Below are 24,297 nucleotides of genomic sequence, written 5' to 3'. Positions count from 1 at the left end.
GTTGCAGGAAACTGTGCTTCTTTTTTGTTTTGAGACACCAGTTGTCATAAAGGCAGTAACTTTACATTTTTGAATAAATTTGATAAAATATGGTTATGTTATAAAAAGTGACATAAAGGAGTGAATGATGATCAAACTGAAAAAAAGACTAATCGGGACAGGTCTTGTCTTAGCGACAGGGATTTTGCTCTCTGCATGTGGACAGTCCAACACAGATACTAGCACTTATTCATCAACATTTAGTGCGAATCCAACAACTTTTAACTATCTTCTAGATTATTATGCAGATAACACTGCCGTTATTACCAATCTCGTAGATGGATTGCTAGAAAATGACAGCTATGGGAACCTCGTACCTGCTCTTGCGGAGGATTGGTCTGTTTCATCAGATGGTTTGACCTATACCTACAAGCTTAGAAAAGATGCCAAGTGGTATACGGCTGATGGTGAGGAATACGCTTCAGTCAAAGCTCAGGATTTTGTCACTGGGATCAAATATGCTGCGGACAACAAGGGGCAAGCCATGGATCTGATTCAAAATTCAATCAAGGGATTGAATGACTATGTGACGGGTGTGACCAATGACTTTTCAACTGTTGGTGTCAAAGCCTTGGATGACTATACGGTTGAGTACACTTTGACACGACCAGAACCTTATTGGAACTCTAAGACAACCAATAGTATTCTTTTCCCAGTCAACGAAGAGTTTTTGAAATCAAAAGATAAAGACTTTGGTACCTTGACACCAGACAGCATCCTTTATAACGGTCCATATCTGTTAAAAGATTTCACATCAAAATCTTCGATCGAATATGTGAAGAATCCACACTATTATGACCATGATAAAGTAACCATTGAAAAAGTTAAGTTAGCCTACTTTGATGGGTCAGATCAGGAGATGACCATTCGAAACTTTGAAAGTGGTGCTTACTCGATTGCAGGAGTCTATCCAAACAGTTCGAATTATGCTAAGACAAAAGAAAAATACCAAGACAATATCGTCTATAGCTTACAAGACAAGACATCTTGGTACTTTAACTTTAACGTCAACCGCAAAACCTATAATCATACCGCTAAAACAACGGACGAACAAAAGAAATCAGCTCAAACAGCTATCTTAAATAAAAAATTCCGTCAGGCTATCAACTTTGGAATTGATCGAACAGCCTACTCTGCTCAATCTAACGGTGAAGAAGCAGCGAGCAAAACCCTTCGTAATACTCTGGTTCCCCCAACATTTGTCCAGGTGGGAGACAAGACCTTTGGAGAAGTAACAGCTTCTAAGCTTGTGAACTACGGAACTGAGTGGTCAGGTATCAATTTGGCAGACGCTCAAGATGCTTACTTCAATAAGGAAAAGGCCCAAGCAAAATTTGCGGAAGCTAAAAAGGAATTGGAAGCCCAAGGCGTGACTTTCCCAATCCATTTGGATGTCCCTGTTGATCAGACAAATAAAAATGCGGTCTCTGGTATGAATTCGGTTAAACAAACCCTTGAAACAGTACTAGGTTCTGACAATATCGTCATTGATGTTCAACAGCTTTCTACAGATGACTTTGGAAATGTTGCCTTCCTAGCACCAAATCCAGCAGCTCGTGACTACGACCTAAACTTTGATGGTTGGGTTGGTGATTACCAGGATCCATCAACTTATCTAGATCCCTTCAATGCTGAAACTGGCTTCTATCTCAAGATTTTTGGTCTTGATGCCAAGGAAGATCAAGAGCTCATTAAGAGTTTGGGGATCGATACCTATACACAACTCCTGAAAGAAGCAGATGCTGAGAACAAAGATGTTGCTAAGCGTTATGAAAAATACGCTGAAGCTCAAGCTTGGATGATTGACAATTCTCTAGTCATGTCTGCTATGTCAAATGGTGGTACAGCCTCTGTAACCAAAGTAACTCCGTTTACACGTGCCTACTCCCTAGTAGGTATCAAGGGTGACGGAAATAATTATAAGTACATGAAATTACAAAAAGACCCTGTTACCAAGAAACAATTTGACGAAGCCAAGGCTAAGTGGGAAGCAGAAAGTAAAAAAGCTATCGAAAAGAGCCAAAAAGAGTTTGAAAACCACGTAAAATAAGATGAGAACAAGGTTTCCTATTCAGGAGCCTTGTTTTTGTATCCGTTAAACTAAAAACGAGTAAATGACCTGAGTTTTTTTGGGAAAAAGGTATAAATAAAAACGCTTAACTATAATGAATGAATGGCATTTATTGTTGGTTTATGATATAATGGTTTTAATTATGAAGGTTTAGGAGATTATTATGAGTAGACGCTCAAAGAGAGCTCGTTTAGGGAATGCGAAGCGAAATATTAATATATTCTTATTAGCCATTTATTTTTTATTGAGTGGTTTTTTGTTGTTCTTGATTTTTAAACATAATATCCTGGCCTTTAGATATCTAAATATTCTGGCTACGATTTTAATTCTAATTTCTATTGTAATTGCAACTCTGCTGATAGTTTATAAAAAAGCCGAAAAGTTTACGGTTTTCTTTTTGACACTTGCTGTACTAGTCAGTTCTGTCTCACTATTTGCACTTCATCAGTTTGTAGGGTTGACCAATCACATCAATGCGACATCAAACTATTCAGAGTATTCGATGAGTGTGGTCGTTTTAAAAGACAGTGAAATCAACAATGTTACTCAGTTGGATAGTGTAACAGGTCCGACTGAAACAGATAATGATAATATCCAAAAGTTGATGGCAGATATTAAGACGACACAGAGTAAAGACTTGACAGTTGAACAGAGTGCTTCTTATCTGGCAGCTTATAAGAGTCTGCTTTCTGGCGAAACGAAAGCAATTGTCTTAAATAGTATTTTTGAAAACATCATCGAAGCAGAGTATCCAGATTATGCTTCGAAAATTAAAAAAATCTATACAAAAAAACTAACTAAGGATGTTGCGGCACCAAAGGTATCTAAAAATCAGACGTTTAATATTTATGTCAGTGGAATTGATACCTACGGACCGATTAGTTCAGTATCTCGTTCTGATGTGAATATTCTAATGACTGTGAATCGAGATACCAAGAAAATTCTTCTGACTACAACGCCTCGAGATTCCTATGTTCCGATTGCGGATGGAGGAAACAATCAAAAGGATAAATTGACCCACGCTGGAATCTATGGAGTGGACTCGTCAATTCATACTTTGGAAAACCTATACGGGGTTGATATCAATTACTATGTTCGTTTGAACTTCACTTCTTTCTTGAAATTGATTGACCTTTTAGGTGGCGTTGATGTCTATAATGATCAGGATTTCACTTCTTTGCATGGTAAGTACCATTTTCCTGTAGGAAATGTTCATCTAGATTCGGAACAGGCCCTTGGCTTTGTCCGCGAACGCTACTCTTTAGCAGATGGAGACCGTGATCGTGGTCGGAACCAGCAAAAGGTCATTGTTGCTATTATTCAGAAGTTGACGTCAACTGAGGCTTTAAAAAACTACGATAACATCATCAAAGGATTACAAGACTCTTTGCAAACCAATATGCCGCTAGAAACCATGATGGATTTGGTCAATACCCAGCTGGATAGTGGTGGTAAGTATAAGGTTAATTCTCAAGACTTGAAAGGAACGGGTAGAACAGATCTTCCATCCTATGCTATGCCAGATAGTAACCTCTACATGATGGAAATTGACGATAGTAGTTTAGCTGCTGCTAAAGCTGCTATCAATGATGTGATGGAGGGCAAGTAGCATGATAGATATCCATTCGCACATCGTTTTTGATGTGGATGATGGTCCAAAGTCAATAGAGGAGAGTAAAAAACTACTTAGAGAGGCCTATAGTCAAGGAGTGAGAACAATTGTTTCCACTTCGCATAGACGAAAAGGGATGTTCGAAACTCCTGAAGAAAAAATCGCAACCAACTTTCTGAAGGTGCGAGAAATGGCTAAGGAAGTTGCGGATGACTTAATCATTGCCTATGGAGCAGAAATCTACTATACGCCAGATGTTGTTGAGAAGTTAGAAAAGAAATTAATCCCAACCCTTAACGATAGTCGCTATGCTTTGATTGAGTTTAGTATGAATACAGCCTATCGAGATATGCATAAGGGATTGAGTGATATTCTAATGTTAGGTATTACACCCGTCATTGCCCACATTGAACGTTACGATGCTTTAGAAAACAATGAAAAGCGCGTGCGAGAACTGATTGATATGGGATGTTATACTCAGGTTAATAGTTCTCATGTTTTGAAACCAAAACTCTTTGGAGAAACCTATAAATTTATGAAAAAGAGAGCCCAGTATTTCTTGGAACGAGATCTGGTTCACGTGATAGCAAGTGATATGCACAACTTAGATGGTAGACCTCCTCATATGGAGGAAGCCTATGATATCATTGCCAAAAAATACAGTGAAGATAAGGCTAAGGAACTTTTTAAGGATAATCCCCGAAAAATAATAATGGATCAATTGATTTAGGAGAAAAAATGAAAGAACAAAATATGATGGAAATCGATGTATTTCACTTGCTTAAAATCCTTTGGAAACGAAAATTTTTAATTGCTTTGGTGGCATTCGTGACAGGGACAGTAGCATTTGCCTACAGTAGTTTTATTGTGAAGCCGGAGTTTACGAGTACGACCCGAATTTATGTGGTCAATCGTAATCAGGGAGATAAGCCTGGCTTGACTAACCAAGACTTGCAAGCAGGATCTTACTTGGTAAAAGACTATCGAGAAATCATTCTCTCGCAAGACGTTTTAGAGAAGGTTGCGACTGATTTGAAACTAGAACTCCCTCCAAAAGGTCTTGCTAGTAAAATTAAAGTAACAGTTCCTGTTGATACGCGTATTGTCTCTATCTCTGTTACTGATCGCGTACCAGAAGAAGCAAGTCGGATTGCCAACTCTTTGAGAGAGGTTGCTGCTCAAAAAATCATCAGTGTAACGCGCGTTTCAGATGTGACTACACTTGAAGAAGCACGTCCTGCAACATCGCCATCGTCTCCAAATATTCGTCGTAATACAATGGTTGGATTCCTTGTGGGAGCAGTTGCGATGGTTGTCACTGTTCTCCTTGTCGAACTCTTGGATACACGAGTGAAACGCCCAGAAGATGTTGAGGATGTTATGCAAATTGCACTCTTGGGAGTTGTTCCAAACTTGGATAAATTGAGATAGGAGAGAGAAATGCCAACGTTAGAAATTGCACACAAAAAATTGGATCAGGCAAGAAAAGCTGAAGAGTACTACAATGCGCTTCGCACCAATATTCAACTGAGTGGGAATAATTTAAAAGTAATTGCAATTACATCTGTAAAGCCTGGGGAAGGAAAATCAACAACTTCTACTAATATTGCTTGGGCTTTCGCGCGTGCGGGATATAAGACACTGTTAATCGATGCGGATATCCGTAATTCTGTCATGTCGGGTGTTTTTAAATCACGTGAAAAGATTACAGGGTTAACAGAATATTTATCAGGGACAACAGACTTATCACAAGGTTTATGCGAAACAAATGTTGAAAATTTATTTGTTATCCAGGCAGGTTCTGTATCCCCAAACCCTACAGCTTTGCTACAAAGTGAAAATTTTGCAACTATGATTGATACTCTGCATAAATACTTTGATTATATCATTGTTGATACCGCACCGATAGGAGTTGTTATTGATGCTGCAATCATTACACAGAAATGTGATGCTTCTGTTTTGGTGACTGCGGCTGGTGAAACAAATCGTCGCGATGTCCAAAAAGCTAAAGAACAACTCGAACAAACAAGTAAACCATTTCTAGGAGTAGTTCTAAATAAATTTAATACTTCAGTCGAAAAATATGGCTCCTATGGAGCATATGGAAACTATGGGAATTATGGCAAAAAATAATAAATAGCCTAGGGAAGATATTATGGAAGAAAAGGGATTGAAGATTTCTTTGGCAGTATTCCAGAGTTTTCTTGTCATTATTTTAGCTTATTTACTCAGTTTTGTTAAAGAAACAGAGATTGTATACACTTCAATGGTTATCCTATACATTCTCCATTATTTTGTCTTTTATATTAGTGATTATGGACAAGATTTTTTCAAAAGAGGGTACTTGGCTGAGTTTATCAGAATAGCGAAGTATATTATTTTCTTTGCATTGGCAATAAGTATTTCTAATTTTTTCTTGAAGGAACGCTTTAGTATTTCAAGACGAGGAATGATCTACTTTTTAACAATGCATTCCGTGTTACTATATCTATTGAATCTATGTATTAAACGCTATTGGAAACGTCTATTACCAAATTTTAAAGGGAGAAAAAAAGTTTTCTTGATTACGGCTACGTCTAGAGTAGAGAAGGTAATAGACAAACTGTTAGAATCGAGTGATTTTTTATGGGAATTAGAAGCTGTTAGTGTCTTAGATCAGCCTAATTTTCAACATGAGCACTTAAAAGTAGTACCAGTTGAAGATGTTTTAAATTTTGCAACTCATGAAGTTGTTGATGAAGTTTTTATCAATCTACCTAGTGAGGAGTATAATATTGAAGATTATATCTCTCTTTTTGAAACAATGGGAATAGATGTGACAGTCAACCTAAATGCTTTTAACGACTATTTGGGTAGTGATAAAAAAATTCGTGAAATGGCAGGTTTGAATGTTGTAACCTTTTCAACAAAATTTTACAAGCCTAGTCATGTAGTTGCAAAACGAATTGTAGATATTTGCGGAGCTATTGTTGGACTTGTTCTGTTTGCTGTAGTTAGTTTAGTATTGGTACCACTGATTCGAAGAGATGGTGGGCCGGCCATTTTTTCTCAAACGCGTATTGGAAAAAATGGTCGTCGCTTTACTTTTTATAAGTTTCGTTCTATGCGTGTAGATGCGGAAGAGATTAAACAACAGCTGATGAATCAGAATACGATGCAGGGGGGGATGTTCAAAATGGACAATGACCCACGTGTCACAACAATTGGACGCTTCATTCGTAAGACAAGTTTGGATGAGTTGCCGCAGTTTTGGAATGTACTAATTGGGGATATGAGTTTAGTAGGGACTCGTCCTCCAACTATTGATGAGTATGAAAAGTATACGCCAGAACAGAAACGTCGTCTCAGTTTTAAGCCCGGGATTACTGGTTTATGGCAGGTTAGTGGACGAAGTGAAATCAAAAATTTCGATGAAGTTGTCAAATTAGATGTAGCTTACATTGATGACTGGACAATCTGGAAAGATATTGAAATATTGTTAAAGACCGTTAAAGTGGTCTTTATGAGGGAAGGGGCGAAGTAATTTCTGCCCTTCAGTCCTGTTAGGAGAGAAATGAAACAGTCAGTTTATATCATTGGTTCAAAGGGGATTCCTGCTAAGTATGGAGGATTTGAAACCTTTGTTGAAAAATTAACCGAATATCAAAAAGACAGCAACATACAATACTATGTTGCTTGTATGCGTGAAAATTCAGCCAAGTCTGGTATTACGGAAGATCAGTTTGAGCACAATGGAGCCATTTGCTTCAACATCGATGTACCCAATATCGGACCTGCCCGCGCCATCGCTTACGATATCGCAGCGGTCAACAAGGCTATTGAATTGGCTAAGGAAAACAAGGACGAGGCTCCCATTTTTTACATTCTAGCTTGTCGCATCGGTCCTTTTATTTCTGGGCTTAAGAAAAAAATTCGTGCCATCGGAGGCCAATTGCTGGTAAATCCTGATGGTCATGAATGGTTGCGAGCAAAGTGGAGTTTACCAGTTCGTAAGTATTGGAAATTTTCAGAGCAGCTCATGGTCAAACATGCAGATTTATTGGTCTGTGACAGTAAAAATATTGAACAATATATCCAAGAGGATTATAAGCAATATCAACCAAAGACCACCTATATTGCCTATGGGACAGATACAGCTCCTTCAATCCTGAAAGCAGAAGATACCAAAGTTCGGGATTGGTATCAGGAAAAAGGAGTTAGCGAAAATGGCTATTATCTAGTAGTGGGACGATTTGTTCCTGAAAATAACTACGAAGCCATGATTCGTGAATTTATCAAGTCCAAGTCCAAAAAGGACTTTGTTCTCATCACAAATGTGGAGCAGAATAAATTTTACGACCAGTTGTTACGGGATACTGGTTTTGACAAAGATCCTAGGGTCAAATTTGTCGGTACTGTCTATGACCAAGAGTTACTCAAGTACATTCGTGAAAACGCCTTTGCCTATTTCCATGGGCATGAGGTTGGAGGAACCAACCCTTCTTTACTGGAAGCCCTAGCATCCACAAAACTAAATTTGTTGCTAGATGTTGGCTTTAACCGTGAAGTTGGTGAAGATGGGGCCATTTATTGGAAAAAAGATGAGTTGGCACGTGTCATTGAGGAAGTAGAAGGATTTGATCAGGCAGCAATAACTGACTTGGATTTCAAGTCAAGCCAAAGAATCCTCTCAGCTTTCACATGGGAAAAGATTGTGTCAGATTATGAAGAAGTGTTTAAAGGATAGGGAATGAAACGGATTTTATACTTGCATGCTGGTGCAGAAATGTATGGAGCAGATAAGGTCTTATTGGAATTGATCAAAGGATTGGATTCCAAAGAATTTGAAGCTCATGTCATCCTGCCAAATGATGGTGTTTTAGTCGAGGCCTTGCGTCAAGTTGGGGCTCAGGTCAGTGTGTTGGATTATCCGATTTTACGTAGAAAATACTTTAATCCTAAAGGCATTGCCGACTATATTCGCTCTTATAATTTCTATGCTAAGCAAATCGCCCTCTATGCTCGACAACACAGTATAGATATGGTTCACAATAATACAGCGGCTGTTTTGGAGGGCATCTATTTGAAACGCAAGCTCAAGCTGCCTTTGATTTGGCATGTTCATGAGATTATCGTCAAACCCAAAGCTATTTCTGACTTTATCAATATGCTCATGGGACGATATGCAGACAAGATTGTGACGGTGTCCCAAGCGGTCGCTAATCATATCAAGCAGTCTCCTTTTATCAAAGATAGCCAAGTGGAAGTGATTTATAACGGTGTCGATAATACTGTCTATTATCCAATGGATGCGTCTTCTATTCGTGAAAAATTTGACATTGCGCAAGATGCACTTGTGATTGGCATGATTGGTCGGGTCAATGCTATCAAAGGACAAAATGATTTCATAGAAGCAGTCGAGCCACTTTTGGAAAAGAATGAGCAAGCGGTGGCTTTCCTAGCTGGAGGTGTTTTTCCTGGTGAAGAATGGCGCTTAGAAGAACTAGATAAGAGAATAGCTTCTTCATCTGTTGTGTCACAAATTCATCGTATTGATTACTACGATAAGACTTCTGAACTTTATAATATGTTTGATATCTTTGTCTTACCAAGTATAAAACCTGATTCCCTACCTACAGTGGTCCTAGAAGCCATGGCTTGTTCAAAACCAGTTGTTGGTTATAACAATGGGGGAATAGCTGAAATGGTAGTAGATGACAAAAGTGGTTGCTTAGTCAAACCAAATCGTCCTCAAGAACTTTCTAATGCCATTTCTCTCTTACTAGATAGTTCTGAAAAAAGAGAAAAATTTGGGCGAGTAGGATATCAGAGACAAAAAGAGCTGTTTTCTTTGGAGAGTTACATCAAGAACTTTTCGGAGTTGTATAAAACAGATAGAAAAGATTAGTTATGAATAAAATAGATTTTGTTGTTACTTGGGTTGATGGGAATGATCCTGTGTGGCAAGAAAAAAAATCAAGCTATGATGGATCGGTTAATACTTCTAAACAGAGTATGAATTCAGTCAAGGCTTACCGAGAATGGGGGACCTTTAAATATTGGTTTAGAGGAGTTGAAAAATTTGCTCCTTGGGTTAATAAGGTCTACCTCGTGACCGACCAGCAAAAGCCAAGCTGGTTAGAGTTAAACAGTGATAAATTGGTATTGGTAGATCATACAGAGATTATCTGCAATGACTACCTGCCAGTTTTTTCTGCCAATCCTATCGAAAGTAATATCCATCGGATCCCCGGACTCTCTGAGCATTTTGTTTTTTTTAATGACGATATGTATTTGACAGCTCCAGTCGAGCCGACAGATTTTTTCTCAGAGGATGGTTTACCCAAATATAATACGGCTCTTTCACCGATTATTCCTGAGCGATATGGAACGGGGAATTTTCAGATAAATGACATGGAGATTGTCACTAGCTATTTCAGTCGAAATGAAATTTTGAAGAATGGCCAATTCTTTGATCCAAAGCAGGGATTAAAAAGTATCGTTAAGTCGCTACTATACAGAAATAGTCAGTTTATCTGTGGTTTCTGGGAGAGTCATCTGCCCTATCCTCTACTAAGATCAACGATGAACTTGGTATGGGAAAAGGAAAAAGCTGTCTTGGAAAGAACCTCGGCTAGTCGCTTTAGAAATCCTTCTGATACCAATGTTTGGCTCTTTAAGTATTGGCAGATTGCCAGTGGTCAATACGCTGTCGGAAATCCTAAGTTGGGGGGACTCTTTTCTTTGGATAATGCCGGACCAGATTTTTGGAAGATACTAAATTCTGGCAAATACCAAATTATGTGTATCAATGATGGATTTAACATTCAAGACGAGGAGCAGGTGATGACAGACTTTATCAAGGCTATGGATCAACTGCTTCCAGATAGAAGCTCATTTGAGATTTAAACTGTAAAACTAAGTAAGAGAAAGAAAAGAAAATATGATTTCGGTAATTGTGCCTGTTTACAATGTGGAGAACTACCTTCATTATGCCATGGAGAGTTTGGAACATCAGACTTACAAGGATATGGAAGTCCTCTTGATTGATGACGGCTCGAGTGATGGCTCAGGACACTTGTGTGACCAGTATGCCCAGCAATATGATTGGGTGACTAGCTACCATAAGGTCAACGGTGGCTTGTCTGATGCTCGGAACTATGGGGTCTTAAAAGCCAAGGGTGACTGGATTACTTTCCTAGATCCAGACGACTATCTGGAACCCTGCGCCTTGGAACTGCTAGCAGAGCTACAAAGTCGTACCCAAGCAGATATGGTGAGTGGCAAAGTAGAGCCAACAGCTCACTATCATCGTTTTCAAAATTTTCACTTGGATCAGCTTGATTTAGACCAAGTTAAGGTCTATGACAAGGCAAAGGCTCTGACTGAGATGCTTTATGGAGACCTTGTGACGGTCTCTGCTTGTGGGAAACTCTATCGGAAAGAACTTCTTGAGAAAGCTCCCTTCCCCAAGGGGCGCATCTACGAAGACCTCTATGTTATCAGTGAGCATCTCAACCAAGCCCAATCCGTGGCCTTGTACCATCTTCCGATTTACCATTATTACCATAGACCTGGTAGCATTACTGCCTCGGCTTTCACTCCAAAACAATACGAGTTTTACGAAGCAATTGATCATTTAAAAGAGGTTGTGAATGCAACCTATCCTGAGAGTTCAGAACTCCAAGAAGCTATCATTTCACGCTTCTTTACAGGAAGTCTTCTTATCTTTACGATGATTAAGGATGGGGATTCAGTAGAATTCAAGAGACTTCAGGAGGAAACCAGGCCTTATTTGCCTCTTGTCTTGAAGAATGCTAGAGTTAGCAAGAAACGTAGGATCCTCTATGTTTTAATTACTAAGTATCCGCGGCTCTATTATCAATTTAAAAAGTTAAAAAAATCCTAAGTAAGAGTTAGGGACGAAAGAAGAAAAGGAAAAAGAAAATGTTAAAGTTAGAACGTGATAAATTGCTAATTGCAGCAGTTTTAATAGTGGTTGTCTCCATAGATATGATCAATACGTCTATGTTAGCTCCTGTTTTACCTAATATTCCTAATCTAGTTCCTTTTTTTGCGGTCCTTTTACTTGCTATGCGATTTGCTTATATTCATCACTACTCTATAAGCTATCTCATCTTTGCACCAATTCTTCTTTTTGCTGGGGGCATGGTTTACTATAAGACTGGGAACCTTAATGCATTGATGTATATGTTTCTGCTTGTCTTTCTTTACAAGGCTGAGATGGAAAGTGTACTTAAAATATACTCTGTTGTAGCCTTGTTTTTTATTGTATTGATAGTGCTCTTGGCCGTGATTGGTGCTATTCCAAACTTGCAATTTGTCCAATCACGATCTGCGGGAGTCGTTGTTCGAAATTCATTTGGCTTTATTTATCCAACTGATTTTGCTTCTCACTGTTTTTATCTATATACAGCTATATCGTATATCTTTAGAAAGAAATTCATTATTTTACGGACTGCCTTAGGATTTGGTCTGGCTTATTTCATTATTCGATATTGCGATGCGAGGCTTAATGCCGCTTCTATTACTGTAATGGCGCTCATTTTTCTGTACTTTTATTTCCGAAATGATAAACAGCGACGGCTTTTTGCTTTACTTCCTTTATCGGCTGGTATAGCGTCTTCAGTAATGATTTATCTCTCTTCTAAATTTACCTGGTCTCATCCAATGTATGTGGCTCTAAACAATTTTTTTAGTATGAGATTACACCTAGGACATGAGGCACTAAAAAAATATGCAGTGCAGTGGTTTGGGATTCGGGGCATATCATTTATCGGTTATGGGGGGCGTACAGAATCCGTTTTGAGCTACGACTATGTAGACTCTTCCTACGTTCAGATGCTCTTTACCTATGGGATGATTCCAGTTCTCTTATTGGTCGTGTTATACATAGTTAGGTCTTGGTCTCTTTATCGCAAAAAGAATTATTTGCTATTGACGGCCTTATCCTTAATAGCAGTCAACTGTATGTTTGAGGCCTTCTGGGTTCGCCCGTCTTATAATATTTTTATGTTTACTCTATTTGCAACCTTGCCAGTTATTGAATTTGAATCGAAGAAATCTACAACGAGGAACTCCTTGTGAAAGTATTAAAAAATTATTTATATAATCTTTCTTATCAGCTGTTAGTAATCGTTTTACCAGTCATTACTACACCCTATATTACTCGGGTTTTCTCCTCGGATGATTTGGGGTCATACGGATACTATAATTCTATCGTGACTTATTTTATCCTACTGGCGACGCTGGGAGTAGCCAATTATGGGACAAAGGAAATTTCCGGCCATCGTAAGGAAGTCGAAAAGACCTTCTGGGGTATTTACAGTTTACAAGTCCTTTCAACCTGTTTAGCAGTTACGCTTTATATCATTGTCTGCTTACTTGTGCCGTCGATGAACAATCCAATTGCCTATATACTTGGCTTTAGTTTGCTGTCTCGTGGTTTTGATATTTCTTGGCTTTTTCAAGGGTTAGAAGATTTCAAAAAAATCACAGCTCGTAACACAATGGTCAAACTTCTAGGTGTTGTTTCGATATTCCTATTTGTTAAGAAACCATCCGACTTGTACTTGTATATCATCCTCTTGGTTGCCTATGATCTACTAGGTCAGTTGAGTATGTGGCTTCCTGCTCGGGAGCACATTCGCAAGCCGCATTTGGATATAGCCTATGCCAAAGAGCATATCAAACCAGTCATTCTCTTGTTTCTGCCACAGATTGCCATTTCACTCTACATCACGCTAGATCGCACCATGTTGGGTGCCTTGTCTTCGACCAAGGATGTCGGGATCTATGATCAAGCCTTGAAATTATTGAATATTTTGTTGACTTTGGTAACGTCGCTTGGTAGTGTTATGTTGCCTCGGGTCTCCAATCTCCTCTCATCAGGTAATCAAAAGGCGGTTAACAAGTTACATGAAATGTCTTTCTTAGTGTATAACTTGGTTATCTTCCCGATGATTGCGGGGATTTTAATTGTTAACAAAGATTTTGTCAATTTTTTCCTGGGGCAAGACTTCCAAGATGCTCGCTATGCGATTGCCATCATGGTCTTTAGAATGTTCTTTATTGGCTGGACTAACATAATGGGAATTCAAATCTTGATTCCTCACAATAAGAATCGTGAATTTATGCTATCAACAACTATTCCAGCTGTTTTTAGTGTGGGCTTGAATCTCCTCTTGATCCCGCCTCTGGGCTATATTGGAGCTTCAATTGTATCTGTTGCGACTGAAGGTTTGGTCTGGCTGATCCAACTCTACTTTACACGTTCGTATCTAAAAGAGGTCAAGATTCTACCATCCATGCTAAAAATACTTCTAGCAGCACTACTGATGTACGGCGCTTTGTATTCTGTACAAGCTTTCATGCACTTCTCGTCTGTTGTGAATGTCTTGATCTATTCTCTGCTTGGCTTCCTAGTCTACGGTGGCTTGGTTTTGGTCTTACGTGTCTTGGATTTTCAAGAACTAAAAAGTGTTTTAAAGAAATAAGGAGATTTTATGTACGATTATTTGATTGTCGGTGCTGGCTTGTCAGGTGCAATCTTTGCCCACGAAGCCAACAAACGTGGCAAGAAGGTGAAGGTGATTGACAAACGTGACCACATCGGTGGGAATATCTATTGCCAATCTGTTGAAGGAATCAATGTCCACAAGTATGGGGCTCATATCTTCCATACATCCAATAAAAAGGTCTGGGATTATGTCAATCAGTTTGCGGAGTTTAACAATTACATCAATTCTCCCATTGCCAACTATCAAGGACATCTTTACAATCTGCCTTTCAATATGAACACTTTCTATGCTTTGTGGGGGACAAAGACACCCCAAGAAGTTAAGGACAAGATTGCTGAGCAGACGACACACATGCAAGATGTTGAGCCTAAAAACTTAGAGGAACAAGCCATTAAGTTGATTGGTATGGATGTCTATGAAAAGCTAATCAAGGGCTACACCGAAAAGCAATGGGGGCGTTCTGCTACTGAACTACCACCCTTTATCATCAAGCGTTTACCTGTTCGATTGACCTATGATAACAATTATTTCAATGACCGTTACCAAGGAATTCCGATTGGTGGTTACAATGTCATCATCGAAAAGTTGTTGGAAGGAATCGAAGTAGAGCTTAATACAGATTTCTTTGCTGATCGGGAGAACTTGGAGGCTTCAGCAACTAAGATTGTCTTCACAGGGATGATTGATCAGTTCTTTGACTACAAGTTTGGTGAACTAGAGTATCGTAGTCTCCGTTTTGAGCATGAGATTTTGGATCAAGAAAATTATCAAGGAAATGCTGTAGTCAACTATACTGAACGTGATATTCCCTATACGCGAATCATCGAACACAAACATTTTGAGTTTGGGACTCAAGCCAAGACCGTTATTACTCGTGAATATCCAGCAGATTGGAAAAGAGGAGATGAACCTTACTATCCAATCAATGATGCCAAAAACAATGCTATTTATGAGCAGTATCTAGCAGAAGCTGAGAAAAATGGGCGCGTTATTTTCTGTGGGCGCTTGGCAGATTATAAATACTATGATATGCACGTGACTGTTGAACGTGCATTGGATGTGGTAGAAGAAGAACTAGGGAGTATCTAAGAACATCACGGATAAAGGGGAGAAAAGGTGAAATATTATCTGAAAGATTCATTTCTGCATAATGCACACGAAAAGAATGCAGGGAGTAAGGCACGAAATGACGTGGAAGCTATTCTAATCTCAGAGGGTTATGAGGGCTTGGAGCTCAAGGTTGAGAATTGGTATAAGATGAATTTCTTTAAAGCTCAACAACACAAATATCGTGCGACCAAGTCTGTGTTTGATCAGTTGGGAGCCGGAGATGAATTGGTGATTCAGTTCCCTATTATCCACCATACATTTTTCATCTCACAACTCATCAAGCAGGCGCAAAAAAGAGGAGCAAAATTCTATCTTTTGATCCATGATATTGAAACCTTGCGTCATGCAGCAGGTTCGGAAGTGAAATTTCGTCATAAAATGCGCAATTACTTCCAGGAAAAGAAAGCTTTGATGTCAGTGGATGGCATTATCGTTCATAACGATATCATGAAGAAAGTTCTGGTAGGTCAAGGAGTGCCAGCAGATAAAATGGTTAGTTTGGAGATTTTTGACTATCTGATTCCTAACTTTGAGGTACAAACTCTTCCTCAAAAAGACCAACCTATTATCGTAGCTGGAAATTTGAACCCTGCAAAGTCAGGTTATCTTTATAACTTGCCAGACCAGCCCGCCTATAACTTGTATGGGGTGGGCTACGATGAAAGTCGCGCATTGAAAAACACTAGCTACTTTGGTTCCTTTATGCCAGATGACCTCCCAGCTGCTCTTGAAGGTAGTTTTGGTTTGGTATGGGACGGAGACAGCTCAGCAACCTGCCAAGGTTCTTACGGAAATTACCTACGCTTTAACAACTCGCACAAGGCTTCTCTTTATTTGGCGTCAGGTTTTCCACTAGTAGTGTGGAAGGAATCGGCTCTGGCCCACTTTGTACTGGACAAACAGTGTGGGATAGCAGTTGATTCTTTACATGACCTCCAAAAGGCACTAGACGATTTGACAGATCGAGATTACATGAAACTGTCAGCTAATGCTAGACAAGTAGGAGTAGCGCTTCGAAATGGTGATTATCTGAAATCGGCTATTTCTAAATTGAAGTAAGAATTTGAAGCTACTCATTAATCAGTTCGTTAGAAAGGTTACTTCATTATGAAAGGTATTATTCTTGCAGGTGGTTCAGGTACCCGATTGTACCCACTTACTCGGGCAGCGTCAAAACAGCTGATGCCGGTTTATGATAAACCCATGATTTACTATCCTTTGTCAACCCTGATGTTGGCTGGAATCAAGGACATTTTGATCATCTCTACACCACAGGATTTGCCCCGTTTTAAGGACCTGCTCTTGGATGGTTCCGAATTTGGAATCAAGCTTTCTTATGCGGAACAGCCAAGTCCCGATGGACTCGCTCAGGCTTTTCTTATCGGTGAAGAATTTATCGGTGACGATAGTGTTGCCTTGATTCTAGGCGATAATATCTATCATGGACCTGGTTTAAGCAAAATGCTTCAAAAGGCAGCCAAGAAAGAGAAGGGTGCGACTGTTTTTGGCTACCAAGTGAAGGATCCAGAGCGTTTTGGTGTGGTCGAGTTTGATACAGACATGAATGCTATTTCAATAGAAGAAAAACCGGAGAATCCTCGCTCCAACTATGCAGTGACCGGTCTTTATTTCTATGATAATGATGTTGTGGAGATTGCCAAACAGATCAAACCAAGCGCACGTGGTGAGTTGGAAATCACAGATGTCAACAATGCTTACTTGAAACGTGGAGATCTTTCTGTTGAGGTGATGGGCCGTGGTTTTGCTTGGTTGGATACTGGGACACATGAGAGTCTGTTAGAGGCTTCCCAATATATCGAAACGGTTCAACGAATGCAAAATCTCCAGGTTGCAAATCTGGAAGAAATTGCCTATCGTATGGGTTATATCAGTCGTGAAGATGTACTGGAATTGGCGCAACCTCTTAAGAAAAATGAATACGGACAATACCTGCTCCGTTTGATTGGAGAAATCTAGATGACAGATAATTTTTTCGGTAAAACACTTGCAGTGCGTAAGATTGATGCCATTCCAGGTATGTTAGAGTTTGACATTCCAGTTCATGGAGACAATCGTGGCTGGTTTAAGGAAAATTTTCAGAAAGAAAAGATGCTACCGCTTGGTTTTCCTGAAAGCTTCTTTGCTGAAGGGAAACTGCAAAACAACGTCAGCTTTTCTCGTAAAAATGTTCTTCGAGGCCTCCATGCCGAACCTTGGGATAAGTATATCTCAGTAGCAGACAATGGGAAAGTTCTGGGTTCTTGGGTTGACCTACGTGAAGGTGAGTCTTTTGGAAATGTTTATCAGACCGAGATTGATGCAAGTAAGGGAATCTTTGTCCCTCGTGGCGTAGCCAATGGTTTCCAAGTACTCTCGGATACAGTTTCTTATAGCTATCTGGTCAATGACTACTGGGCACTTGAACTCAAGCCTAAATATGCCTTTGTCAACTATGCAGACTCAGCCTTGGGCATCCAGTGGGAAAACCTAGCAGAAGCAGAAGTCTCAGAAGCAGATAAACATCATCCACTGCTTAAGGATGTCAAACCACTAAGAAAAGAAGATTTGTAAAAAAGTTAAGGAATAAAAATGACTGAATACAAAAAAATTATCGTGACAGGTGGAGCTGGTTTTATCGGTTCCAACTTTGTCCACTATGTTTACAATAACTTTCCAGATGTTCATGTGACAGTACTGGACAAGCTGACTTATGCGGGTAATCGTGCCAATATTGAAGAAATTATAGGTGATCGTGTTGAGTTGGTTGTTGGAGATATTGCAGATATCGCCTTGGTCGATAAGCTAGCTGCTCAAGCAGATGCCATCGTTCACTATGCGGCAGAAAGCCACAATGACAACTCGCTCAATGATCCGAGTCCATTTATCCATACCAACTTCATCGGGACTTACACTCTTTTGGAAGCAGCTCGTAAATACGACCTTCGTTTCCACCATGTGTCAACTGACGAAGTCTATGGGGACCTACCTCTGCGTGAAGATTTGCCAGGTCATGGAGAAGGTCCAGGTGAGAAATTTACGGCTGAAACCAAGTACAATCCCAGCTCGCCTTACTCATCAACCAAGGCAGCTTCAGACTTGATTGTCAAAGCTTGGGTGCGCTCATTTGGTGTTAAAGCGACTATTTCCAATTGTTCAAACAACTATGGTCCTTACCAGCATATCGAGAAGTTCATTCCGCGCCAAATTACCAATATCTTGAGTGGTATCAAGCCAAAACTCTACGGTGAAGGTAAAAACGTTCGTGACTGGATTCATACCAATGACCATTCTTCAGGGGTTTGGTCAATTTTGACAAAAGGTCAAATTGGCGAAACTTACTTGATTGGTGCGGATGGTGAAAAGAACAATAAGGAAGTGCTGGAGCTGATTCTCAAGGAAATGGGGCAACCAGCTGATGCTTATGACCATGTGACAGACCGTGCCGGCCATGATCTTCGCTATGCCATTGATGCCAGCAAGCTCCGCAATGAGCTGGGATGGAAGCCAGAGTTTACCAACTTTGAAGCAGGTCTCAAAGAGACCATCAAGTGGTACACAGACAACCAAGACTGGTGGAAATCTGAAAAAGAAGCCGTCGAGGCTAACTATGCCAAGACGCAACAAGTAATTAACTAATCAGATACTAAAAAGCAAGAGACCTCATGAACTGCACCTCAAAAGTTAGACAGAAAAAATCTAACTTTTGGGGTGTTTTTACTATGAAATTGAGTTATGAGAATAAAGTTCAGATCTATGAACTTAGAAAACAAGGATATAGCTTAGAGCAGCTTTCAAAAAGATTTAGGGTGGATGTTTCTGGACTAAGGTACATGATTCGCCTGATTGACAGGTATGGGGTAGCCATTGTCCAAACAGGAAGAATAATTATTATTCTCCAGATTTGAAACAAGTTCAGACCATGCTTGAGAAGGTATTTCCAACTAAATCATATAGTGGAACAATCCTTCACCGTGACCAAGGCTGGTAATATTAGTACCAATCTTATAATCAGTTTTTAGAGAACAAGGGCATTCGTCCATCTATGTCACGTAAAGGGAACAGCCCAGACAACGGTATGATGGAGTCCTTCTTTGGTATTTTGAAATCGGAGATGTTTTACGGTTATGAGAAGTCGTTTCAGTCACTTAAGCAATTGGAACAAGCCATTGTAGGCTATATTGATTATTACAACAATAAACGAATTAAGACAAAACTAAAAGGACTTAGTCCCGTGCAGTACAGAACTAAATCCTTTGGATAAATTATTTGTCTAACTTTTTGGGGTCAGTACACTCATGGTATCTTACTTTTTATGTATGTCGTAATCTTTTATTTTCTTACTTCTTGTTTATAAAACTCTTTAAGGGCATCTTGCCAGGTTGGAATGACGAAACCTGTCTCCTTTGCTTTGGTCAAACTCATGGTTGAATTGAGGGGGCGTTTAGCCTTGGCAAGAAACTTGCTGGAGTCTACTGGGATCACTTCGACATTACTGTCTTTAAGAATCTCGACAGCAAAGTCATACCAAGTGGTGTCTTCGGCTGCGTCATTTGATAAGTGGTAGTAGCCATACTCTTTTTGATTTTCAGTCAAGTAGGTCATAAATTCAGCCAAGGTGCGCGTCCAAGTTGGGCGACCGTGTTGGTCGTTGACCACTGTGAGCGTTTTATGGGTTTTGGCTAGATTTTGCATGGTAAAAACAAAGTTCTTTCCATAATTTCCAAAGACCCAAGCAGTACGGATAATGTAATGCTGTGATGTAAGGTTTTCAACGAGTTCTTCACCCATTCGCTTGGTACGTCCATACTCTGTTTGCGGATCAGGTAGGTCATCGATTTCCCACTCTTGTCCGATAGGTTTCTTTCCATCAAAGACATAGTCTGTCGAGATATAGACTAGAGTAGCTCCGTATTTCTCAGAGGCCTTGGCTACATTTTCAGTGCCAGTTACGTTGATGGCAAAATCCAGTTCTTTCCCCTCATCTTCTGCTGCATCGACAGCAGTGTAGGCTGCACAATGATAGACTAGAGTTGGCTTAACCTCAGCAAAGACTTTTTCAACCATTTCAGACTTAGTGATATCCATTTCGGCCACATCCACTGCAACATAGTCCACATTTCGCTCATCTAGTAAATAACGTAGTTCGGTACCGAGTTGACCATTGGCACCTGTAATTAAGATCATATCTTTCTCCTTGATTGTTCTTATACTTAATTATATCAAAAATATAGAAAAATCGGTTTTTAGTGAAACCTTTTTCGGTATAAACTTTGTTAGTGAAGCGCAAGAGAGACGAATAGTTATTACTTTAGAATATCCTTAAAAGTATTTTTCAGAATTTACCAAATTAAGTAGAAAGTTCAGAAAATTCTGTTGACATTTCTCTAAAAAGGGTCTATAATGGGATGTAAATTTTAAAGGAGAAAATGATGAAAAGTTCAAAATTACTTGCCCTTGCAGGTGTGACATTATTGGCAGCTGGTACTCTGGCTGCGTGCTCTGGATCAGGATCGAGTGCAAAATCTGAGAAAACCTTCTCATATATCTATGAAACAGACCCTGACAACCTCAACTATTTGACAACTGGTAAGGCAGCTACTGCAAATATTACCAGTAATGTTATTGATGGCTTGCTCGAAAATGACCGCTATGGTAACTTTGTGCCATCTATGGCTGAGGATTGGTCTGTATCTAAGGACGGCTTGACTTACACATATACGCTTCGTAAGGATGCAAAATGGTATACCTCTGAAGGTGAGGAATACGCAGAAGTCAAAGCTCAAGACTTTGTAACTGGTCTAAAATATGCTGCTGATAAAAAATCTGATGGTCTTTATCTTGTTCAAGAATCAATCAAAGGATTGGACGCCTATGTTAAAGGAGAAATTACAGACTTCTCTCAAGTAGGAATCAAGGCTCTTGATGATTATACAGTTCAGTATACATTGAACAAGCCAGAAAGCTTCTGGAATTCTAAGACAACGATGGGAGTTTTGGCTCCAGTAAATGAAGAGTTCTTGAACTCCAAAGGGGATGACTTCGCTAAGGGAACTGATTCAAGTAGCATTCTCTACAATGGTCCATTCTTACTCAAATCAATTGTTGCTAAATCTTCTGTCGAATTTGCGAAAAATCCTAACTACTGGGATAAGGACAATGTCCATATCGATAAGGTTAAATTATCATTCTGGGATGGTCAAGATACCAACAAACCAACTGAAGCTTTTAAAGACGGTAGCTTTACAATGGCTCGTCTCTTCCCAACTAGTGCTAGCTATCCAGAGACTGAGAAATCATTTAAGGATAACATTGTTTATACCCAACAGGATTCATCTACTTACTTAGTAGGTACTAACATTGACCGTCAGTCATATAAATTTACATCTAAGACTACAGATGAACAGAAGACATCAACTAAGAAAGCACTTCTCAACAAAGACTTCCGTCAAGCCCTTGCTTTTGGTTTCGATAGAACAGCCTATGCTTCTCAAGTGAATGGTGCAAGCGGGGCAACTAAACTGCTTCGTAACTTGTTTGTTCCTCCTACATTTGTACAGGCAGATGGAAAGAACTTTGGCGAAATGGTCAAAGACAAATTGGTGACTTATGGTGACGAGTGGAGCAACGTGAACTTGGATGATGCTCAGGATGGACTCTACAACCCAGATAAGGCCAAAGCAGAGTTTGCTAAAGCTAAGACAGCTCTCCAAGCAGAAGGTGTGAAATTCCCAATCCACTTGGATATGCCTGTAGACCAAACCAATACAACAAAAGTTCAACGTGTCCAATCTTTTAAACAGTCAGTTGAAGAAAACTTAGGATCTGATAATGTGGTTGTCGATATCCAACAACTTCAAAAAGACGATGTCTTGAACATCACTTACTTTGCGGAAACAGCTGCTGGCGAAGATTGGGATATCTCAGATAATGTGGGTTGGTCTCCAGACTTTGCAGACCCTTCTACCTACCTTGATATTATCAAACCATCTGTAGGGGAAAATACAAAGACTTACCTAGGATTTGACTCTGGAACTAACAATGCTGCGGCTAAGCAAGTTGGTTTGGAAGACTATGAAAAAATGGTTGTGGAAGCTGGGGAAGAAACTACTGACGTTTCAAAACGTTATGAAAAATATGCTGCTGCCCAAGCTTGGTTGACAGACAGTGCCTTGCTCATCCCAACAACTTCTCAAACTGGTCGTCCAATGTTGTCTAAGATGGTACCATTTACACTCCCGTTTGCATACTCTGGTAACAAGGGTATGAGCGAAGCCCTCTTGTATAAATACCTAGATGTACAAGACAAGGCGGTAACAACAGAAGAGTATCAAAAAGCTCAAGAAAACTGGTTGAAAGAAAAAGAAGAGTCAAATAAAAAGGCTCAAGAAGACCTCGCAAACCATGTGAAATAACTTTTACGAAATAATAGAATGGATTTAGTTTTCTTTTAGATACTAAATCCATTTTACATACATTATTTTTCTAATTTTATTTCTATAATGTCTGTAATAGGTTTATTTATTATATATGTTATATATAGAGTTTTTTAAATGCCCAATTTGTAAAATTAATCTAGACAGAAAAAGCCATCTATGTTAGGCTCAGATAAACTACCACATTTGTCTGAAAGGAACTAACATAAATAACCTATACTCATCTTACCACAGACGAGCTTGTAATGATAGAGGCTTACTATCAAGAAAACATAAAAGTTTCAGATATTGTGACTTCACTTGGCAGATCAAAACAGACAGTCTACAATGTCATCAACTATCTGAAAGAGAGGCGCTCTGCTTATGATTACTATAACCGATATAAAATCAATAAGAAACGCTGTGGCAAGAATAAAACCAGTCTTACGAAATCAGAAAAAGACTTTATCCAAACTCATTTAGAACAAAATTGGAGCCTTGATGTCATTAAGGGAGCTTATCCAGATAGGATTTCTTGTTCTATGAGAACTCTCTATCGACTAGCAGACCGCGGTATTCTAAAGAAAGAGGATCTCCCTTGGATAGGTAAAAGAAAACCAAATGGTCATAGCGAAAAACGAGGAAAACAAGCGTTGCGCAGAGATTTACGTGAGAGAGCAAACAGTTATCCTAATTTTAAGACAGAATTTGGTCACCTAGAAGGAGATACCATTGTTGGCGAGAAACACAAAATTGCAGTCATTACCTCAGTAGAACGCTGCTCAAAAGCCATCATCACACTGAAAATCAATGGACGGAAAGCAAGTGATATTGAGGCCTCCATCAATCAATGGTTGTCTCAAGTTCCCAGTCATCTCTTTAAGTCGATAACTTTTGATTGTGGGAAAAATTTTCTAATTGGGAATGTACTGAGCCCCAAAAGTTAGACAATTAATTTAACCAAAGGATTTAGTTCTGTATTGAACAGGACTAAATCCTTTTAGTTTGACTTTAATTCGTTTGTTGTTGTAATAATCAATGTAGTCTACAATGGCTTGTTCCAATCACTTAAATGATTTAAACGTTTTCTTGTAGCCATAAAACATCTCAGATTTAAGTATTCCAAAGAAAGATTCCATCATTCCGTTATTAGGACTGTTCCCTTTACGTGACATAGATGGACGAATGCCCTTGTTCTCTAAAAACTGATTATAAGATTGGTACTGATATTACCAGCCTTGGTCACGGTGAAGGATTGTTCCACTATATGATTTAGTTGGAAATATCTTCTCAAGCATGGTCTGAACTTGTTTCAAATCTGGAGAATAATAATTATTCTTCCTGTTTGGACAATGGCTATCCCATACCTGTCAATCAGGCGAATCATGTACCTTAGTCCAGAAACATCCACCCTAAATCTTTTTGAAAGCTGGTCAAAGCTTAGATCTTGTTTTATGAGCTCATAGATTTGAACCTTGTCTTCATAACTTAATTTCATAAAAATAGCACCCCAATCGTTAGATTTTATGTCTA

The 24,297-nt window shown here is 39.3% G+C and carries 20 protein-coding genes and 2 pseudogenes; 20 read left to right on the top strand and 2 right to left on the bottom strand.

The genetic code is table 11. The features are described 5' to 3' along the window. Positions 1-127 precede the first annotated feature (127 nt). From I2H52_RS05815 to I2H52_RS05730, 18 genes and pseudogenes are all read left to right on the top strand, one after another. Positions 128-2,089: a peptide ABC transporter substrate-binding protein gene (locus tag I2H52_RS05815; protein ID WP_195594675.1), complete on the top strand. Its 1,962-nt coding sequence runs from the start codon at positions 128-130 to the stop codon at positions 2,087-2,089. A gap of 184 nt (positions 2,090-2,273) precedes the next feature. Further along, complete coding sequence (locus I2H52_RS05810; RefSeq protein WP_049500991.1) at positions 2,274-3,719, top strand: LCP family protein; 1,446 nt, start codon at positions 2,274-2,276, stop codon at positions 3,717-3,719. A 1-nt stretch (position 3,720) separates the two neighbouring features. After that, entirely contained in the window at positions 3,721-4,452 is a 732-nt protein-coding gene (gene cps4B, locus I2H52_RS05805; RefSeq protein WP_049479875.1) for a capsular polysaccharide biosynthesis protein Cps4B, read from the top strand. Between the two features lie 8 nt (positions 4,453-4,460). Further along, positions 4,461-5,153, top strand: a complete 693-nt coding sequence (gene cpsC, locus I2H52_RS05800) for a capsular polysaccharide biosynthesis protein CpsC (protein WP_000664125.1) — start codon at positions 4,461-4,463, stop codon at positions 5,151-5,153. A 9-nt stretch (positions 5,154-5,162) separates the two neighbouring features. After that, positions 5,163-5,855, top strand: a complete 693-nt coding sequence (locus I2H52_RS05795) for a tyrosine-protein kinase (RefSeq protein ID WP_001142496.1) — start codon at positions 5,163-5,165, stop codon at positions 5,853-5,855. Positions 5,856-5,877: 22 nt separating this feature from the next. Further along, entirely contained in the window at positions 5,878-7,245 is a 1,368-nt protein-coding gene (locus tag I2H52_RS05790) for a sugar transferase (RefSeq protein WP_049500992.1), read from the top strand. Between the two features lie 30 nt (positions 7,246-7,275). Further along, complete coding sequence (cps2T, locus tag I2H52_RS05785) at positions 7,276-8,448, top strand: beta 1-4 rhamnosyltransferase Cps2T (protein WP_049550235.1); 1,173 nt, start codon at positions 7,276-7,278, stop codon at positions 8,446-8,448. 3 nt (positions 8,449-8,451) lie between these two features. Next, a complete protein-coding gene (locus I2H52_RS05780) occupies positions 8,452-9,609 on the top strand; it encodes a glycosyltransferase family 4 protein (protein WP_049500996.1) in 1,158 nt (385 codons plus the stop codon). Positions 9,610-9,611: 2 nt separating this feature from the next. After that, positions 9,612-10,610: a Stealth CR1 domain-containing protein gene (locus I2H52_RS05775; RefSeq protein WP_049500998.1), complete on the top strand. Its 999-nt coding sequence runs from the start codon at positions 9,612-9,614 to the stop codon at positions 10,608-10,610. Positions 10,611-10,644: 34 nt separating this feature from the next. Continuing rightward, positions 10,645-11,610: a glycosyltransferase family 2 protein gene (locus I2H52_RS05770; RefSeq protein WP_049501000.1), complete on the top strand. Its 966-nt coding sequence runs from the start codon at positions 10,645-10,647 to the stop codon at positions 11,608-11,610. Positions 11,611-11,648: 38 nt separating this feature from the next. Continuing rightward, positions 11,649-12,809: a hypothetical protein gene (locus tag I2H52_RS05765; RefSeq protein WP_049501002.1), complete on the top strand. Its 1,161-nt coding sequence runs from the start codon at positions 11,649-11,651 to the stop codon at positions 12,807-12,809. Next, positions 12,806-14,218, top strand: a complete 1,413-nt coding sequence (locus I2H52_RS05760) for a flippase (protein ID WP_049550236.1) — start codon at positions 12,806-12,808, stop codon at positions 14,216-14,218. The genes I2H52_RS05765 and I2H52_RS05760 overlap by 4 nt, the downstream gene beginning before the upstream one ends. 9 nt (positions 14,219-14,227) lie before the next feature. Further along, complete coding sequence (gene glf / locus I2H52_RS05755) at positions 14,228-15,331, top strand: UDP-galactopyranose mutase (RefSeq protein ID WP_195594672.1); 1,104 nt, start codon at positions 14,228-14,230, stop codon at positions 15,329-15,331. Between the two features lie 27 nt (positions 15,332-15,358). Beyond that, positions 15,359-16,411, top strand: a complete 1,053-nt coding sequence (locus I2H52_RS05750; protein WP_195594669.1) for a galactofuranosyltransferase — start codon at positions 15,359-15,361, stop codon at positions 16,409-16,411. Between the two features lie 48 nt (positions 16,412-16,459). Beyond that, positions 16,460-17,329, top strand: a complete 870-nt coding sequence (gene rfbA / locus I2H52_RS05745; protein ID WP_049520851.1) for a glucose-1-phosphate thymidylyltransferase RfbA — start codon at positions 16,460-16,462, stop codon at positions 17,327-17,329. Next, positions 17,330-17,923 (top strand): dTDP-4-dehydrorhamnose 3,5-epimerase family protein, encoded by a 594-nt coding sequence (locus I2H52_RS05740; protein ID WP_195594666.1) that lies wholly within the window; start codon positions 17,330-17,332, stop codon positions 17,921-17,923. Between the two features lie 18 nt (positions 17,924-17,941). Next, complete coding sequence (gene rfbB / locus I2H52_RS05735; protein WP_195594663.1) at positions 17,942-18,988, top strand: dTDP-glucose 4,6-dehydratase; 1,047 nt, start codon at positions 17,942-17,944, stop codon at positions 18,986-18,988. A gap of 256 nt (positions 18,989-19,244) precedes the next feature. Further along, positions 19,245-19,613 (top strand): annotated as a pseudogene (locus tag I2H52_RS05730) (transposase); the annotation flags it as partial. 68 nt (positions 19,614-19,681) lie between these two features. Here the strand turns inward: I2H52_RS05730 and rfbD are convergent. Further along, a complete protein-coding gene (gene rfbD / locus I2H52_RS05725; protein ID WP_045617654.1) occupies positions 19,682-20,536 on the bottom strand; it encodes a dTDP-4-dehydrorhamnose reductase in 855 nt (284 codons plus the stop codon). Between the two features lie 245 nt (positions 20,537-20,781). On the opposite strand from rfbD, the gene I2H52_RS05720 reads away from it, so the two are divergent. Further along, positions 20,782-22,764, top strand: a complete 1,983-nt coding sequence (locus tag I2H52_RS05720) for a peptide ABC transporter substrate-binding protein (RefSeq protein WP_084939322.1) — start codon at positions 20,782-20,784, stop codon at positions 22,762-22,764. Positions 22,765-23,030: 266 nt separating this feature from the next. Then, the gene (locus tag I2H52_RS05715; protein WP_084824162.1) at positions 23,031-23,711 is read left to right on the top strand and encodes an IS30 family transposase; all 681 of its coding nucleotides are present in this window, start codon (positions 23,031-23,033) and stop codon (positions 23,709-23,711) included. 9 nt (positions 23,712-23,720) lie between these two features. Here the strand turns inward: I2H52_RS05715 and I2H52_RS05710 are convergent. Continuing rightward, positions 23,721-24,089, bottom strand: a pseudogene (locus I2H52_RS05710) (transposase); the annotation flags it as partial. Positions 24,090-24,297 lie beyond the last annotated feature (208 nt).

Source organism: Streptococcus oralis (assembly GCF_015561235.1).
In the GTDB taxonomy this organism is placed as follows: domain Bacteria; phylum Bacillota; class Bacilli; order Lactobacillales; family Streptococcaceae; genus Streptococcus; species Streptococcus oralis_BK.
This window is presented reverse-complemented; position numbering and strand designations above follow the sequence as displayed.